Origin of the sequence: Hypericibacter adhaerens, from assembly GCF_008728835.1 — a bacterium.
In the GTDB taxonomy this organism is placed as follows: Bacteria; Pseudomonadota; Alphaproteobacteria; order Dongiales; family Dongiaceae; genus Hypericibacter; species Hypericibacter adhaerens.
In genome coordinates this window covers 3,461,815-3,477,721 of record NZ_CP042582.1, presented here as the reverse complement: position 1 = coordinate 3,477,721, position 15,907 = coordinate 3,461,815, and the positions used below count along the sequence as shown (strand labels likewise).

Below are 15,907 nucleotides of genomic sequence, written 5' to 3'. Positions count from 1 at the left end.
TTGTCCGCGCTCCTCCCCAATCTGATCACGCTCGGACGCCTGCTGGCGGTGCCTCTGGCCGTCTGGCTCATGCTGACCGATCGCTATACGGCGGCCTTCTGGCTGTTCATCACCGCCGGGGTCTCCGACGCGATCGACGGCTTTCTCGCGCGCCGCCTCAAGGCGCAGAGCGAGATCGGCGCCTATCTCGATCCCCTGGCCGACAAATGCCTGCTGGTCAGTTCCTACGTGACCCTCGGCCATCAGGGACATCTCGACAGCTGGCTCGTGATCCTGGTGGTGTTCCGCGATCTGCTCATCATCGGCGGCGCCCTTCTGTACCAGACCCTGACGCATTCCCTGACGATGCAGCCGCTGTTCATCAGCAAGCTCAACACCGTCCTGCAGATCGCGCTGATCGGCGTCGTGCTGGCGAAGCTGGGGCTCGGGATCGGCGGCAGCGATCTGGTGCAGTGGCTGGGCTACGCGGTGGCGGCCAGCACGCTGGCCTCGGGCGGCGCCTATGTCGCGATCTGGGGCCGGCGCGTGCTGGGCCCCCGGGACGGCAGGGGAGACCGCCGATGAAGATCGAGCGGCAGGTGCGCTTCTGGCTGATCGGCTTTGTGCTGCTGATCATCGCCCTGTATTTCCTGCGCAGCGTACTCCTGCCCTTCGTCGCCGGCATGGCCATCGCCTATTTCCTCGATCCGCTTTGCGACCGGATCGAGAAGATGGGCTGCTCTCGGACCTGGGCCACGACGATCGTGACCGCGCTCTTCCTGCTGGCGGTGATCGCGCTGGCAGCGGTGCTGCTGCCGCCGCTCGAAGCGCAGATCGTGGATTTCTTCGGCCAGCTGCCGAGCTACATCCAGGCCGTCAACGCGAAGCTCGGGCCGCTGGTGAAGGCGCTGCGCTCGCATCTCCCCGCCTCGGCGGCGCCCAGCATCAGCGACGTGACCTCCTATATCGGCCGGATCGCGGGCTGGGGCGCCGATACGCTGGGCAGCGTCCTCAGCGGCGGCTTCGCGCTCGCCAACCTGATCTCGCTCATCTTCATCACGCCGATCGTGACGTTCTATCTGTTGCGCGACTGGGACAAGATCACGATGAAGATTGATCTGTGGCTGCCGCGCGACCATGCCGAGGAGATCCGCGGACAGTTGCGCGAGATCGACCGCACGCTCGCCGGCTTCGCGCGCGGCCAGGCGACGGTCTGTCTCTGCCTGGCCTTCTACTACGGGGTGGGCCTCAGCCTGATCGGGCTCGATTTCGGTCTCGTGCTGGGGCTGATCGCGGGCGTGCTCTCCTTCATCCCGTTCGTCGGCAGCTTGACGGCGCTCTTCGGCTCGATTGCCCTGGCGCTCGCGCAGTTCGGGAACTGGCAGGGCGTGGCCATGGTGGTCGGGCTCTGTGCGGTGGGGCAGGTGATCGAAGGGAACTTCCTTACGCCCAAGCTGGTGGGCGACCGCGTGCGCTTGCATCCGGTCTGGGTGATCTTCGCCCTGCTGGCCGGCGGCGCGCTCTTCGGATTCGTCGGTCTACTGCTGGCGGTGCCGGTGGCGGCTGTCGGCGGCGTGCTGGCGCGCTACGGTCTCGGGCGCTATCTCGGCAGCGATATCTATCGCGGCCTCAATCCGCCCGCCGACGGCGGCAACTGACGCCGTCGGCCGCCAGGTCCCCCTCCTTGTCGCAGATCCCCTTCGATTTCCAGCACACGCCGTCGCTGGCGGCGGCCGATTTCGTCGTCGCGGCCTGCAACGAGGCGGCCGCGGCCTGGGTGGCGCGCTGGCCCGACTGGCCGGCGCCGGCCCTGACGATTCACGGGCCCAGCGGATCGGGCAAGACGCATCTCGGCCGGGTTTGGGCCGAGCGCGCGCAGGCGCGCCCCGTCGCGGCGTCCGAGCTCGGCAGGATCGACCGCATCGCGGACCTGGCGGAAGGCCGGAGAGCGCTCCTGGTCGACGACCTGGACCAGGGGCTCGACAGCGCGCGCGAACGCGGGCTTCTCCATCTCTACAACCTGATGGCGGAAAAGCGCGGCCATCTCCTGCTGCTGGCGACCCAGCCGCCCGCGCGCTGGCCGCTGGGGCTGGCCGATCTCCGTTCCCGGCTGGCGGCGGCCCCGGCCATCGCGATCGGGGCGCCCGACGATGCGCTGCTGGATGCGGTCCTGGCCAAGCTTTTCGCTGATCGTCAGTTGGCGGTGGCACCCGAGCTGCGCCGCTACGTTCTGGCGCGAATCGAGCGCTCCTTCGCGGCGGCCGGCGCCGTGGCGGCCGCCCTCGACCGGGCGACCCTGGCGGCGGGGCGGGGCGTCACTTCGTCCGTGGCGCGGGCCGTCCTCGAGGAATTGGGCCGTTCCTCCGCTCCTCCCTGAAGATACGGGCAGAAAAGCTGAATTTTGTGGGTGAAATAAAACTGACTCTAAAATGACTCGAAAGAGTAACTTTTCTGTCGGGCGTCCGCCCGGGTAAGTCAGTGCCGGTTCAGCCAACAAAAATCGACCCAACCGGGGGCTTATGGCGGAGGAGATAGAACTGAAACTGGCGCTCGCACCCGAGCTGGTCGGGGCGTTGCGCCGGGATCCGACGCTCAAGGCGCAGGCCCTCAAGCGCCCTGTCACCCGGCGGCTCTTCAGCGTCTATTACGACACGCCAGAGCTGGAGCTTTCCCAGGCCGGCATGGCGCTGCGCGTGCGCCGGGTGGGCCAACGCTTCGTCCAGACCCTGAAGGTCGCGGGCGCCGCCGGCGGCGGCTTGCACCAATACGCGGAACACGAGCAGCCCCTGGCCTCGGAGCGCCCGGATCTGGCGTCGATCGCGGAGCCCGCGCTCAAGCGGTTCCTGGCCAAGAAGAAGATCGCGCACCGGCTGGTGCCGGTCTTCAGCACCGAGATCAAGCGGCGCGTCTGGCTCCTCGGCGTCGGCGGCGCCGAGATCGAGGTGGCGCTCGACGAAGGCGAGATCCAGAGCGGCGGACAGCGCCTGGCCATCACCGAGCTCGAGCTGGAGCTGAAGCTGGGCGCGACCGAAGCGGTCTACGACCTGGCGATCGATCTGGCCCAGCGCTGGCCCTTCCGCATCGAATGGCAGACCAAGGCCGCGCGCGGCTACCGGCTCTTCCTCGGCGCCGAGCAGGAGGCGCGACGCGGCAGCCCGATCGCGATCGAGCGCGGCGCCACGGCCCAGTCGGCCTTCGGCGATATCGCGCGGGCCTGTCTTGCGCAGTTCGGCGCCAACGAGGCCGTGGTCGAGCGCGGCGAGGATCCGGAAGGCGTGCACCAGGCGCGGGTGGCCCTGCGCCGGATGCGGGCGCTCGTCGCCGCCTATCGCCATTACATGGCGAACGATGTGCATGGCTGGCTCTCGCAGGAACTGCGCTGGCTGCAGCAGGAGCTGAGCCCGGCGCGCGACTGGGACGTGTTCGTCGGCTACACCTTGCCGCCGATCCTCAGGCGGCTGCCGGAGGATCTGGCGCTGCAGCATCTGCAGGGCGAGGCGGAGGCCGTGCGCCGAGCGGCCTACGACACGGTCCGCGCGCTCTTCGCCTCGCCGCGCTACACCCTGCTGCTGCTCAAGGTGGGCCGGCTGATCGAGGCGGGCGATTGGAAGGCGCCGGCCGGCACGAGCGAGGCGGCGACACTCGATGAGCCCATCAAGCGCTTCGCCGATCGGCTGCTCGCCTTTCGCCAGCGCCGCCTGAAGAAATTCGCCAAGAAGCGCGAGAGCCTGAGCGAATCGGAGCTGCATCGCCTGCGCCTGCTGGCGAAGAAGCTGCGCTACAGCGCCGATTTCTTCCGCTCGCTCTACGCGCAGAAGCCGGTGCGCCGCTTTTATGCCGCGATCGCGGAGCTGCAGGACCGGCTGGGCTCGATCAACGATGCCGTCGTGACCCATGGCCTGCTGCAGAAGCTCGAGCCGCGCATGCCCGACAGCGCCGAGGCCGCGCATGCGATCGGCCTGGTGCGCGGATGGCAGGCGGCCAAGATCGACCAGGACCTGATCGGCTTTGCCCAGGTGTGGAAGGATTTCTCGGCCGCGAAGCCGTTCTGGGGCAAGCCGAGGGAGCCCGCCAAGCCCGCCGGCGCCGAATGACGGGACGACGGCTTGAACGCTTCCTTCACCATCTTTCGGGAAGCTGGGATGGGGAATGCGGTCCTCCCGGAGCCCGCGAGGCGAAGGGGCGGTTCCCGAGCAGCCTTTCCGGGAAAGCCGGCCATGCCGATCGTGCCACCCACCGTCGACTCGTTCTTCCGGTTCGAAGCGGCCAACGACGAGGCCGCGAACGACCTGCTCTCGCCCCCGGCGGGCCGGCGGATCGGCGGCGCACCGGCGATCGAGCTCGAGCCGCTTCATCAGATCGTCTATGTGAGCAGCTCGCGCGCCAACTGGAGCGAGGCCGAGCTGGGCCGGCTGGTGACGCGGGCCCGCATCCACAACGGCGCGCACGGCGTCAGCGGCATGTTGCTCTACGTCGGCGGCAATTTCGTTCAGGCGCTCGAGGGGCCGCCCTCGATCATCGCGCCGCTGATCCACCGCATCCGTGCCGATAGGCGCCACTGGCATGTCCAGCGCATCGTCGATCGCAAGGTGCAGGCGCGCGATTTCGCCGACTGGTCGCTGGGATTCCGGCATTGCCGGCCGGCCGAGCTCGCGGCGGCGGGGGCCGTCGACATCCGTCGCGACGAGACGATCGCCAAGGCGCTGGTCGGCCGGGACGGGCTCGCGATCGGGCTGCTGCGCCGCTTCTGCGGCTGAGGCCGGCCCAGCGACCGGCGGCCAGCCGCCGGAGTCCCGCCGCCCTTCACACCAGATCGCGCGGCACCACGAAGTCGGTCAGCTTGCCGATCCCCGGTACCAGCTCGTCCCAGCGCTCGATGTCGAACTGATAGAGCGCCAGGCCGCCGGTCGGGAACTTGGCGGTGAGCTTCGCGAGTGCGCCGGCATCGCCGTCGCCGAAGAGGCGCTCGGCCAGCTCCTGCAGGCCGGGATTGTGGCCGACGATCAGCACCGAATCCACGTCGTGATCCACCTTGCGCAACCGCGCCATGATCTCGGCGGCATCGGCCAGATAGAGCTTGTCCTCGTAGAGAACATCCGGCGGCTTCGGGAGCATGAGGCTGACCAGCTCCCAGGTTTCGCGCGTCCGGCGCGCCGAGGAGGCCAGCACCAGATCCGGAAGAATGGCATGATCGCGCAGATAGACTCCGATCGGCGGCGCAGCCCGGCGGCCTCGAGGCGCCAAGGGGCGCTCATGGTCCGAGAGATCGTCCTCTTTCCAACTGGATTTGGTATGTCGGAGGAGATAGAGCCGTTTCATCGTGCCTTGGCGGGAGCGCGGTGCAGGCTTGGGCATCGCCGTCTATCTCCTTGAATTTAGGCACTCTTTGGCGCCTGACAAGATGCCTCGTTGTCATGACAATTTCATGAAGGCCGGATAAGATCGCAACTGGCTGCCGGATCGGTCCCGCCGGGGCAGGCGGAGCCGTGGTCCCGGTCGCCCTTTTTCGCAGGCAGGGCCTATCGCCGTGGACGATTCTCAGCTCGCCGACCGTGCCGTTCCCTTCGCGATGGGCGAGAACCGCTTCATCAATCGCGAGCTTTCCTGGCTCGCCTTCAATGAGCGGGTTCTCGAGGAAGCGCAGAACCTGCACCATCCGCTGCTGGAGCGGCTGCGGTTCCTGTCGATCTCGGCCAACAACCTCGACGAATTCTACATGGTCCGCGTCGCCGGCCTCAAAGGCCAGGTCGCGGCGGGCGTGGCGACGCCGAGCCAGGACGGGCTGACGCCGGCCCAGCAGCTGGTGGCCATCAACCAGCGCTCGAGCGAGCTGATGCACAACCAGCAGGCCTGCTGGCGCAGCCTGCGCCAGGAGATGCGCCAGGCCGGCCTCGCCGTGATCGACGCCGCCGAACTGACGGCCGACGAGAAGCAGTGGCTCGACGCCTATTTCCTCGATCAGATCTTCCCGGTGCTGACGCCGATGGCGATCGACCCGGCGCATCCGTTCCCCTTCATCCCCAATCTGGGCTTCGCGATCGTGCTGGACCTGGAGGGCGCGGCACCGGCCGGCAGCTCGCTGCGGGCCCTCCTGCCGCTGCCCTCCCAGCTGCCGCGCTTCGTGCGGCTGCCGGGAAGCGGCATCCGGTTCATCCCGCTGGAAGAGCTGGTGGGGCTCTATCTCGACCGGCTGTTCCCCGGCTTCCGGGTCGCGGGCCTCGGTTATTTCCGGATGATCCGCGACAGCGAGATGGAAATCGAGGAGGAGGCCGAGGATCTGGTGCGGCTGTTCGAGACGGCGCTGAAGCGCCGGCGCCGCGGCAACGTGATCCGCCTCAAGGTCAACGCCGCGATGCCGGAGGACCTGCGCGCCTTCGTGATCGACGAGCTCGGCGTCTCGCCCAGCGACGTGTTCGTGCTGGACGGTATCCTGGGGCTGGCGCAGAGCTCGAAGCTCATCGTCGACGACCGGCCCGACCTGAAGTTCCCGCCCTATCACGCGCGCTTCCCCGAGCGCATCCGCGACATGGGCGGCGACTGCTTCGCCGCGATCCGGCAGAAGGACATCGTCGTCCACCATCCGTTCGAGAGCTTCGACGTGGTGGTGCAGTTCCTGCGCCAGGCCGCGCGCGATCCCAACGTGGTCGCGATCAAGCAGACGCTCTATCGCACCTCCGAGGATTCGCCGATCGTCAAGGCGCTGATTGAGGCGGCCGAGGCCGGCAAGTCGGTGACGGCGCTGGTCGAGCTCAAGGCGCGCTTCGACGAGGAGGCCAATATCCGCTGGGCCCGCGACCTGGAGCGGGCCGGCGTCCAGGTCGTGTTCGGCTTCATCCAGCTCAAGACCCACGCCAAGATCTCGATGGTGATCCGCCGAGAGGGCACCAGCCTGCGCGGCTATGTGCATTTCGGCACCGGCAACTATCACCCGGTGACGGCCAAGGTCTATACCGACCTCAGCTTCTTCACCTGCGATCCCGCGCTCTGCCACGACGCCGCGCGCACCTTCAACTACATGACCGGCTACGCCAAGCCGGAGAAGCTGGAGAAGATCGCGATCGCGCCGATCACGCTGCGCTCGACCCTGGTGCGGCTGATCGAGGACGAGATCGAGCATGTCCGCGCCGGACGGCCCGGCAGCATCTGGGCCAAGATGAACGCGCTCGTCGACCCGGCCATGATCGACACGCTCTATCGCGCCTCGCAGGCGGGTGTGCAGATCCGCCTCGTGGTCCGCGGCATCTGCTGCCTGCGGCCCGGCGTGGCCGGCCTTTCGGAGAACATCCAGGTCAAGAGCATCATCGGCCGCTTCCTCGAGCATTCGCGCATCATGTGCTTCGGCAACGGCGTGCGGCTGCCCTCGCGCACCGCCAAGGTGTTCCTCTCCTCGGCCGACTGGATGCCGCGCAACCTGGATTGGCGCCTGGAGGCGCTGGTGCCGATCGAGAATCCGACGGTCCATCAGCAGGTGCTCGATCAGATCATGGTCGCCAATCTGAAGGACGAGGCGCAAAGCTGGATTCTCGGGTCCGACGGACGTTATAGTCGGGTGCCGGCTGGACCTGACGCCTTCAGCGCTCATACCTACTTCATGACAAATCCGAGTCTCTCGGGTCGTGGCAGCGCTATGAAACGGAAAGCCCCGGCGCTCGAACTCAAGAAAGCGTGACAATCGGACGCGGCATGGCAGAAAGCGGAGCTGGCAAAACGCGTTCTCCCCGTATCGGGGTGGTCGATATCGGCTCCAACTCCATCCGTCTGGTGGTCTTCGACCGGCTGAGTCGCGCGCCCTGGCCGATCTTCAACGAAAAAGTGCTATGCGGCCTGGGCCGCGGTCTCGAGGCCTCGGGCGAGCTCAACAAGAACGGCGTCGCCATGGCGATCGGGAATCTGGAGCGGTTCGTCCGCCTGGCCGACGGCATGGATGTGGGCCATCTCGACATGGTCGCGACGGCGGCCGTGCGCGATGCCGCCAACGGCGCCGAGTTCGTGGCCGAGGCCGAGCGCCGCTGCCAGCGCAAGATCCGCATCATCTCGGGCGAGGAGGAGGCGCGCCTGTCGGCGCTGGGTGTCGCGTCGGGCATGCCCGATACCTCCGGCATCATGGGCGATCTCGGCGGCGGCAGCCTGGAGCTGGTGCGGCTGACGCGGGGCGAGCCCGGGCGCCATGTGACCCTGCCGATCGGTCCCTTGCGCCTCATGGACATCGCCGACGGCGATCGCGACAAGGCGCGCAAGGCCGTCGACCAGCATCTCGAGAAGCTGGACTGGCTCGCGGAAGCCAAGGGCGGCGAGTTCTTCCCGGTGGGCGGCGCCTGGCGGACGCTGGCCCGCATCCATATGGAGCAGGTGCGCTATCCGCTCCATGTGATCCATGCCTATACCATCAGCCGGCGCGCCGCCGAGGAGATGGCGCGCGTCATCAGCCGCCTCGGGCGCCGGTCGCTGGCCAGCATCCGCGGCGTGCCGCGACGGCGCCTCGACAGCCTGCCGCTGGCGGCCCTGGTGCTCGAGCGCGTGCTGCGGCTGGCGCGGCCCGACAGCGTCAACTTCTCCGCCTATGGCCTGCGCGAGGGCCTGATCTTCGACCGGCTCTCGCCCGCCGAGCAGCGCAAGGACCCGCTCTACGAGGCGGCGCGCGACCTGGCGCTGCTCGAGGGCCGCTTCGGCTCGCAAGGCGCGCGGCTCAAGGCCTGGCTGACGCCGATCTTCGACGGCAAGGAGACCGCTTCCGAGGCGCGGCTCCGGCTCGCGGTCTGCGAGCTCTCCGACATCGCCTGGCGCGAGCATCCGGATTACCGCGCCGAGCAGGCCTTCATGCGCATCCTGCGCCTGCCGATCGGCGGCCTCGACCATCACGAGCGGGTCTTTGCCGCCGTCGCCATCGCCCAGCGCTACGGCTTCGAGAACGAGCTGCCGGGGATGGATTCGATGCTGCGGCTCCTGAGCGACCAGGCGCGCCGCGACGCCGAGATCCTGGGGCTGGGCCTGCGGCTGGCCTACTCGCTGGCGGCGGCACCGGCGCTGCTCGACCGGACGGCTCTCGCGCGCTCGGGCTCGCGCCTGACGCTCAACCTGCCGAAGGGCGAAGAGGCGATGTTCGGCGAGGCGGTGCAGCGCCGCCTCGAAGCACTCGGCCGCGCCCTCGACCTGCCCATCGGCACCGCGACGCTGACCAGCCGGCGGGCGGGGTAGCGAGCAAGAGTAGAAATCGCCTCCCCCGCTTGCGGGGGAGGATTGAGGAGGGGGCTGCACCAACCGAGCAGCCCCCTCCCTAACCCTCCCCCAAAAGATGGGGGAGGGGACAAGGGCGCCGTCTACTGCAGCTCCACCGTTCTCGCCATCGCCGCGACGATCTTGTCGTTGCCGCTGTCGCCGCGCAGCAGCTGGAACTCGGCGCGGTAGGTGCCCCGCGCGAAGCCGCCCTCCGGCGCTTTGAGGCCGATAAAGTTGAAGCCCAGGATTCTCCCCTTCTCCATGATCTTGTCGAAGTTCACGATGACCTTGCCGTCGGGGGCCACGATGCGCATCACCTGCCGGTCGCCTGCCTTCATGCCGAAGTAGGTCGCCCAGAAGAACAGCGTCGGCGCCGATGCCGGATACTGCGCCTTGTCATAGACGCCGTTGTTTGCGGATTCCTTGTCAGGCTTGTCGGTCGAGAATCCGGCGATGAGGGGGCCGGTCGGCGTATAGGCCATCGCCGCCAGCGTCGTCGGATTCCACAGGGCGTGCCCGGTGTCGCCGCAGGCGAGCGGATCGTTGACCGACGTGCCGGTGAAGGGATCGATCGCTTCCTTGTTGTGCATGATCATGAAATGCACATGCGGGAACTCGGTCAGGCCCGAGAGCCCGATCAGCCCGACCTGCTGGCCGGCCTCGACATGGTCGCCTTCCTTCACCGTCAGGCTGCCTTTGCGCATATGGCCGTAGAAGCTGCGCCAGCCATTGCCGTGGTCGATCACCACGACATTGCCCAGGCCGTACTCGTCCACCACCTCGGCGCCGATCTCCCGGACATTGATGTCCTCGATCCCGTCGCGGGTGCGCCAGACGGTGCCGGGGGCCGCGGCCAGCACCTTCACGCCGCGGCGCATATCCACATAGCTCGGGATGCGGATGTCGATGCCGGTGTGTTTGTCGTTCACCAGATCGCCGCACATATAGTCCTTCGCGCCCGGTCCCGGATCATGGTCGAAATACTTCTGGACCGAGCAGTCGAGGTTGATGTGGCAATCGACCGGAAAGGCGAGGCTGGGGGCGCCGTCGGGCGGATTGGCCCGGGCCGGCACGGCCGCGAGGATCAGGAGCGCGCCCGCGGCCAGCGCAAGCGGCAGCAGGAAGAATGAGCGGGGCAGGGCGGAGCGGACGTCGCGCATCGGGGGCCTTCCGAGGGTGGCGATGGGATGATCTAGGGGCGGGACTCCGCTTCGGCTATGGGGCGCCGTTCATTGCGCCGCTGTCATTGTGCTGCCTGGGACAGCGACACGATCTTGACCTCCTTGCCCGAAGCGGTCAGCGCCAGCCTGCCATGCTTGAGCGCCAGGGCATCGGCGCCGAAGAGCTCGCGCCGCCAGCCCGCGAGCGCCGGCACCGGCGCATCGTCGTCCGCGGCGATCCGCTCCAGCTCGCTGGCCGAGGCCACCAGCTTCTGCGCGACCTGGTGCGTTTCGCACCGCATCTTGAGCAACACCCGCAAGAGATCGACCAGCGGCCCGACGCCGGGCGGCGTCTCAACGCGCGGCGGCGGGGCCGGCAGATCGTCCTCCGGCAGCTCGAGCGCGCGCTTGACGGCCGCCATCAGGGCCTGTCCCTGCCGGCTCTCGGCGAAACCCTTGGACAGCCCGCGGCAGCGGCCCAGTTCCTCGGGCGTGATCGGCGCATGGGCCGCGATCTCGGTCAGGGTCTCGTCCTTCGCGATCCGGCTGCGCGGCTGGTCGCGGCGCTGGGCCTCTTCCTCGCGCCAGGCCGCGACCTCGCGCAGCAGGGCCAGGAAACGCGGCTTGTCGCTGCGCGGCTTCAGGCGATGCCAGGCCTCGCGCGGGTCCAGCCGATAGGTGGCGGGGTCGGTCAGGATCGCCATCTCCTCGGAGACCCAGTCGGTGCGGCCCGTCTTCTCCATGCGGCGCGCCAGCTTTTCATAGGCGGGGCGCAGATGGGTCACGTCGCTCAGCGCGTAGTGAAGCTGGCGCTCGGTCAGGGGCCGGTGCGACCAGTCGGTGAAGCGCGAGGATTTGTCGATCCGGGCCCCGGCCAGCTTGCCCGCCAGGTTCTCGTAGGAAACGGCGTCGCCGAAGCCGCAGACCATGGCGGCCACCTGGGTGTCGACGATGGGGGCGGGAATCTTGCCGGTCAGGTGGAAGAAGATTTCCACATCCTGCCGGGCGGCATGGAACACCTTGAGGACCTTGGGATCCTCCAGGAGCGTGAACAATGGCGCGAGGTCGATGCCGGGCGCGAGCGCGTCGATCACGGCCGCATCTTCCGGCCCGGCGATCTGCACCAGGCAGAGCACCGGCCAATAGGTCCGGTCGCGCATGAACTCGGTGTCGACCGTGATGTAGCCGGCGCCATGCTGGCGTTCGGTAAAGTCGGCGAGGGCGGCGGTGTCGGCAATGAGCTGCATTGAAGCCGTGCTATACACGGATTCTGCCCGGCGAGAAAGCCGGGGCGCCCCCCAAGCTCTGGAAAAGCCAGAGAATCGGCCGGTTTCCGGGCCATTCCCGAAGGCGCCGGCCCCGGACCCGGCCAGGAGCGCCGGTCGGGGGCCCGGTGCTTGACAATCCGGCAGCTTCCGTGCCTTTTGCGCCCGCTTCGACCGCCCGTCTCGAGCCCTCCAGGGGAGCCCCGAACCTGCCATGCATGCCTACCGGACCCACACTTGCGGCGCGCTCCGCCTGGCCGATGCCGGCCGGGATGTCAGGCTTTCCGGCTGGGTGCACCGCAAACGAGACCATGGCAACCTGCTGTTCCTGGACCTGCGGGACCATTACGGCCTGACCCAGTGCGTGGTCGACACCTCGAGCCCGATCTTCAAGGCGATCGAGGGCGCCCGGAACGAGTTCGTGGTCCGGGTCGACGGCAAGGTGGTGAAGCGCAGCCCCGAGACCGTCAATGCCAAGCTGCCGACCGGCGAGATCGAGGTCCAGGTCAAGGCCTTCGAGCTGCTCTCGACCGCCGAGATGCTGCCGCTCCAGGTCAACAGCGACGAGGATGCGGGCGAGGAGATCCGCCTGCGCTACCGCTTCCTCGATCTGCGCCGCGAGCGCGTGCATCAGAACATCCTGCTGCGCTCGCGCGTCATCGCGTCCATCCGCCGGCGCATGATCGATCAGGGCTTCACCGAGTTCCAGACCCCGATCCTGACCTCCTCCAGCCCCGAGGGCGCCCGCGACTTCCTGGTGCCGAGCCGGATGCATCCGGGCAAGTTCTACGCCCTGCCGCAGGCGCCGCAGCAGTTCAAGCAGTTGCTGATGATCGCGGGCTTCGACCGCTACTTCCAGATCGCGCCCTGTTTCCGCGACGAGGACAGCCGCGCCGATCGCAGCCCGGGCGAGTTCTACCAGCTCGATTTCGAGATGTCCTTCGTGACCCAGGAGGACGTGTTCGCCGCGATCGAACCGGTGCTCCATGGCGTGTTCGAGGAGTTCGCCGATGGCCGCCAGGTCAGCGGCCGGCCGTTCCCGCGCATCGCCTTCGACGATGCGATGCTGAAATACGGCTCCGACAAGCCGGACCTGCGCAACCCGATCGTCATCGCCGACGTGACCGAGGCCTTCCGCGATTCCGGCTTCGGCATCTTCGCCAAGGGCGTGGCGGCCGGCTCGATCGTGCGCGCGATCCCCGCGCCGGGCGCCGCCGACAAGCCGCGCAGCTTCTTCGACAGGCTCAATGAATGGGCGCGCGAGCAGGGCGCCGGCGGCCTGGGCTATATCGTCTACGCCAAGGACGGCGCCAAAGGTCCGATCGCCAAGAACCTGGACGAGGCGCGCGTGGCCAGCATCAAGGCCGCGACGGGGGCCAAGGACGGCGATGCGGTCTTCTTCGCCTGCGACAAGAAGGCGGTCGCGGAGAAGTTTGCCGGCACGGTGCGCACCAAGCTCGGCGACGAGCTGGGCCTCATCGACAAGAACCGCTTCGAGTTCTGCTGGATCGTCGATTTCCCGATGTACGAGCGCAACGAGGAGACGGGGCAGATCGAGTTCAGCCACAACCCCTTCTCGATGCCGCAGGGCGGGCTCGAGGCGCTGACCACGAAGGATCCGCTCGAGATCAAGGCGTTCCAGTACGACATCGTCTGCAACGGCGTCGAGCTCAGCTCGGGCGCGATCCGCAACCATCTGCCGGACATCATGTACAAGGCCTTCTCGATCGCCGGCTACGGCGCCGACGAGGTCGAGCGGCGGTTCGGCGGCATGCTGAACGCCCTCAAGTTCGGGGCCCCGCCCCATGGCGGCTCGGCGCCCGGCATCGACCGCATCGTTATGCTGCTCGCCGACGAGCGGAACATCCGCGAGATCATCGCCTTCCCCTTGAACCAGAAGGCGGAGGATCTCCTGATGCAGGCGCCGGCCGAGGTGCCGGAGGCGCGGCTCAAGGAGCTGCATATCCGGCTCGCCCTGCCGCTCAAGAAATAGGGCTGCCGGGGAATCGGACATTTGCCGGGCCGCCGCCCGGATCGCCGAAACCGCCGGATTGACGGAGACGCGAAGGTCCGGTTGGACAGGGCCGGCCGCCCTGTTAAAGTCGCCGCCGGCCAAAAAGCCGCGACGAGGGAGCCGCCCATGACTCACCCCGCCGACGATGGGTTCAGATTGCCGCCGGACTGGGCGCCGCACAGCCGTTGCTGGATGGCGTGGCCGGTTCGTTCCGAGGCGTGGGGCGAGCATATGGGGCCGGCGCGCGAGGCCGTCTCCGAGGTGGCCACGGCCATCGCGCGGTTCGAGCCCGTGACCATGATCGCCAAGCCGACCAAGGTCGCCGAAGTGTCGCTGCTGACCTCCTCGGGCGTGGCGAGCTTTTCCCTGCCGCAGGACGATAGCTGGCTGCGCGATTTCGGGCCGAGCTTCGTCCTGTCGGGCACCGGCCACGTGGCCGGCGTGAATTGGCGCTGGAATGCTTGGGGCGGGCGCTTCACGGAGATCGACGGCGACATCCAGATTCCCGAAAAGCTCCTGGAGCAGCTCAGCATGCGCCGCTATCAGGCGCCGCTCGTTCTCGAGGGCAGCGCCGTCATGACCGATGGCGAGGGCACGCTCATCGCCAATGAGCGCATCCTGCTCGATCCCAAGCGCAATCCGGGCCATGACCGGGATCAGGTCGAGGCCATTCTCAAGACCTATCTGGGCGTCGAGAGCGTGATCTGGCTGGCCGCCGCCATCGAGGGCGATCCGGCCGGCGGTCGCCTCGACACGATGCTCTGCTTCGTCAAGCCGGGCGTGGTGCTGGTCCAGACCACCTCCGACAAGAGCGACGCCAACGCCGCGGCCTATGCTGACACGGCCGAGCGGCTGAAGGCGGCCCGCGACGCCAAGGGCCGTTCGCTGCAGCTGATCGAGATCGAGCAGCCGCGGCCGCGCCAGTCGGACGAGGGCAAGCGTCTGCCGCTGGCTTATACCAGCCTCTATCTCGCGAACAACGGCGTGATCATCCCGGCCTTCGAGGCTCCGCAGGACGATCGCGCCTTCGCCGCCATCGCCAAGCTCTTTCCCGACCGCCAGCCGGTGCAGCTCCTCGCCAGCGATATCGTCTATGGCGGCGGCGGCTTCCGCCCCATGACCCTGCCGCAGCCGGCAGGATTGCCGGCGGGGTAGGCGGAACAACGAAAAGTAGCGAGATATTGTCCCCTCTCCCGTGCTGCGGGAGAAGGTCAGGGAGAGGGCTGCTCGGTTTCTGATGGCGAGCAGCCTCCTCCTTGATCCTCCCCCGGAACGGGGGAGGAGATCAGAATTCCCGAATCACACCACCTTCGCCGGCATCGGCTTGCCGGCGAAGAAGGCGTCGAGATTGTCGACGGCCTTCATGCCCATCGCGATGCGGGTCTCGGTCGTGGCGCTGCCCAGATGCGGCAGCAGGAACGCGTTGCGCACCGTACGGTAGGCGGGATTGATCGCGGGCTCGCCGGTATAGACGTCGAGGCCGGCGGCGAAGAGCTTGCCCGATTTGAGCGCCGCGATCAGCGCCTCGTCGTCGACGAGCGGTCCTCTGGCCGTGTTCACCACGATGGCGCCGTCCGGCAGCAGCTTGATGCGCTGGGCGTTGAGGAAGCCCGTGGTCTCGGGCGTGGCCGGCGCGTTGAGCGACAGGAAATCGCAATGCGGCAGCATGTCCTCGGCGCGCTCATGGAACACGGCGCCCTGTTCCAGGTCGCGCGGAAGCCGCGAGCGGTTGTGGTAATGGATCTTCATGTCGAAGGCCCGGGCGCGCTTGGCGACGGCCTGGCCGATGCGGCCCATGCCGTAGATGCCGAGGCGCTTGCCGGTCATATGGACGCCCAGCATGCCCGTGGGCGCCCAGGCGCCCCAGGTCGCCTCGCGCACGGCGCGTTCGCCCTCGGAGGCGCCGCGCGCGGCGCCCAGCATGAGCAGGAGCGCGATATCGGCCGTGGCATCGGTCAGCACGTCGGGTGTGTTGCCCACCGCGATGCCGCGCTCCTTGGCGGCCTTGACGTCGATATGCTCGTAGCCGACCGAGAAGGTCGCGATCGCCTTCAGCCGGCTCGGGAAGCGGCGGATCATGTCGGCCGTAACCTTGCAGGTCGGGCAGGGCAGGAGCGCGTCGGCGCTCTGGGCGCCGGCCACGATCTCCTCCGCGCTCAGGAGCTTGTCGCTCGCGTTTAAACGCGCGTCGTAGTCGCGTGCCAGGCGCGCCTCGACGGCGTCCGGCAGCTTGCGGGTCACGAGCACGGTGGGCTTTGGCGGCATGGCGATGC

13 protein-coding genes are annotated in these 15,907 nt (G+C 68.1%); 9 read left to right on the top strand and 4 right to left on the bottom strand.

Going from position 1 to position 15,907, the window contains the following annotated elements; all coding sequences use genetic code 11:
• From FRZ61_RS15310 to FRZ61_RS15290, 5 genes are all read left to right on the top strand, one after another.
• Positions 1-564: a CDP-alcohol phosphatidyltransferase family protein gene (locus FRZ61_RS15310; RefSeq protein ID WP_151118556.1), complete on the top strand. Its 564-nt coding sequence runs from the start codon at positions 1-3 to the stop codon at positions 562-564.
• Positions 561-1,637 carry an AI-2E family transporter gene (locus tag FRZ61_RS15305; RefSeq protein WP_151118555.1) on the top strand — a complete coding sequence of 359 codons (1,077 nt, stop codon included), beginning with the start codon at positions 561-563 and terminating at the stop codon, positions 1,635-1,637. Before FRZ61_RS15310 ends, FRZ61_RS15305 begins: the two co-directional genes overlap by 4 nt.
• A gap of 26 nt (positions 1,638-1,663) precedes the next feature.
• Positions 1,664-2,356, top strand: a complete 693-nt coding sequence (locus FRZ61_RS15300; RefSeq protein WP_225308824.1) for a P-loop NTPase family protein — start codon at positions 1,664-1,666, stop codon at positions 2,354-2,356.
• Between the two features lie 142 nt (positions 2,357-2,498).
• Positions 2,499-4,073, top strand: a complete 1,575-nt coding sequence (locus FRZ61_RS15295) for a CYTH and CHAD domain-containing protein (protein WP_151118554.1) — start codon at positions 2,499-2,501, stop codon at positions 4,071-4,073.
• A gap of 123 nt (positions 4,074-4,196) precedes the next feature.
• The gene (locus FRZ61_RS15290; RefSeq protein ID WP_191909038.1) at positions 4,197-4,736 is read left to right on the top strand and encodes a BLUF domain-containing protein; all 540 of its coding nucleotides are present in this window, start codon (positions 4,197-4,199) and stop codon (positions 4,734-4,736) included.
• Between the two features lie 46 nt (positions 4,737-4,782).
• Here FRZ61_RS15290 and FRZ61_RS15285 read toward each other — a convergent pair whose 3' ends face one another.
• Positions 4,783-5,334 carry a SixA phosphatase family protein gene (locus tag FRZ61_RS15285; RefSeq protein WP_225308823.1) on the bottom strand — a complete coding sequence of 184 codons (552 nt, stop codon included), beginning with the start codon at positions 5,332-5,334 and terminating at the stop codon, positions 4,783-4,785.
• Between the two features lie 214 nt (positions 5,335-5,548).
• Here FRZ61_RS15285 and FRZ61_RS15280 point away from each other — a divergent pair, with 214 nt between their 5' ends.
• Positions 5,549-7,648, top strand: a complete 2,100-nt coding sequence (locus FRZ61_RS15280) for an RNA degradosome polyphosphate kinase (RefSeq protein WP_151120837.1) — start codon at positions 5,549-5,551, stop codon at positions 7,646-7,648.
• 14 nt (positions 7,649-7,662) lie between these two features.
• Positions 7,663-9,174 (top strand): Ppx/GppA family phosphatase, encoded by a 1,512-nt coding sequence (locus FRZ61_RS15275; RefSeq protein ID WP_151118552.1) that lies wholly within the window; start codon positions 7,663-7,665, stop codon positions 9,172-9,174.
• A 122-nt stretch (positions 9,175-9,296) separates the two neighbouring features.
• Here FRZ61_RS15275 and FRZ61_RS15270 read toward each other — a convergent pair whose 3' ends face one another.
• The gene (locus FRZ61_RS15270; protein ID WP_151118551.1) at positions 9,297-10,355 is read right to left on the bottom strand and encodes a M23 family metallopeptidase; all 1,059 of its coding nucleotides are present in this window, start codon (positions 10,353-10,355) and stop codon (positions 9,297-9,299) included.
• A gap of 83 nt (positions 10,356-10,438) precedes the next feature.
• Positions 10,439-11,602 carry a ribonuclease D gene (rnd, locus tag FRZ61_RS15265; protein WP_151118550.1) on the bottom strand — a complete coding sequence of 388 codons (1,164 nt, stop codon included), beginning with the start codon at positions 11,600-11,602 and terminating at the stop codon, positions 10,439-10,441.
• A gap of 232 nt (positions 11,603-11,834) precedes the next feature.
• Here rnd and aspS point away from each other — a divergent pair, with 232 nt between their 5' ends.
• Both aspS and FRZ61_RS15255 read left to right on the top strand, forming a co-directional pair.
• A complete protein-coding gene (gene aspS, locus FRZ61_RS15260) occupies positions 11,835-13,613 on the top strand; it encodes an aspartate--tRNA ligase (RefSeq protein WP_151118549.1) in 1,779 nt (592 codons plus the stop codon).
• A gap of 147 nt (positions 13,614-13,760) precedes the next feature.
• Positions 13,761-14,789, top strand: a complete 1,029-nt coding sequence (locus tag FRZ61_RS15255; RefSeq protein WP_151118548.1) for an agmatine deiminase family protein — start codon at positions 13,761-13,763, stop codon at positions 14,787-14,789.
• A 144-nt stretch (positions 14,790-14,933) separates the two neighbouring features.
• Here FRZ61_RS15255 and FRZ61_RS15250 read toward each other — a convergent pair whose 3' ends face one another.
• Positions 14,934-15,899 carry a 2-hydroxyacid dehydrogenase gene (locus tag FRZ61_RS15250; RefSeq protein WP_151118547.1) on the bottom strand — a complete coding sequence of 322 codons (966 nt, stop codon included), beginning with the start codon at positions 15,897-15,899 and terminating at the stop codon, positions 14,934-14,936.
• Between the last annotated feature and the right edge of the window lie 8 nt (positions 15,900-15,907).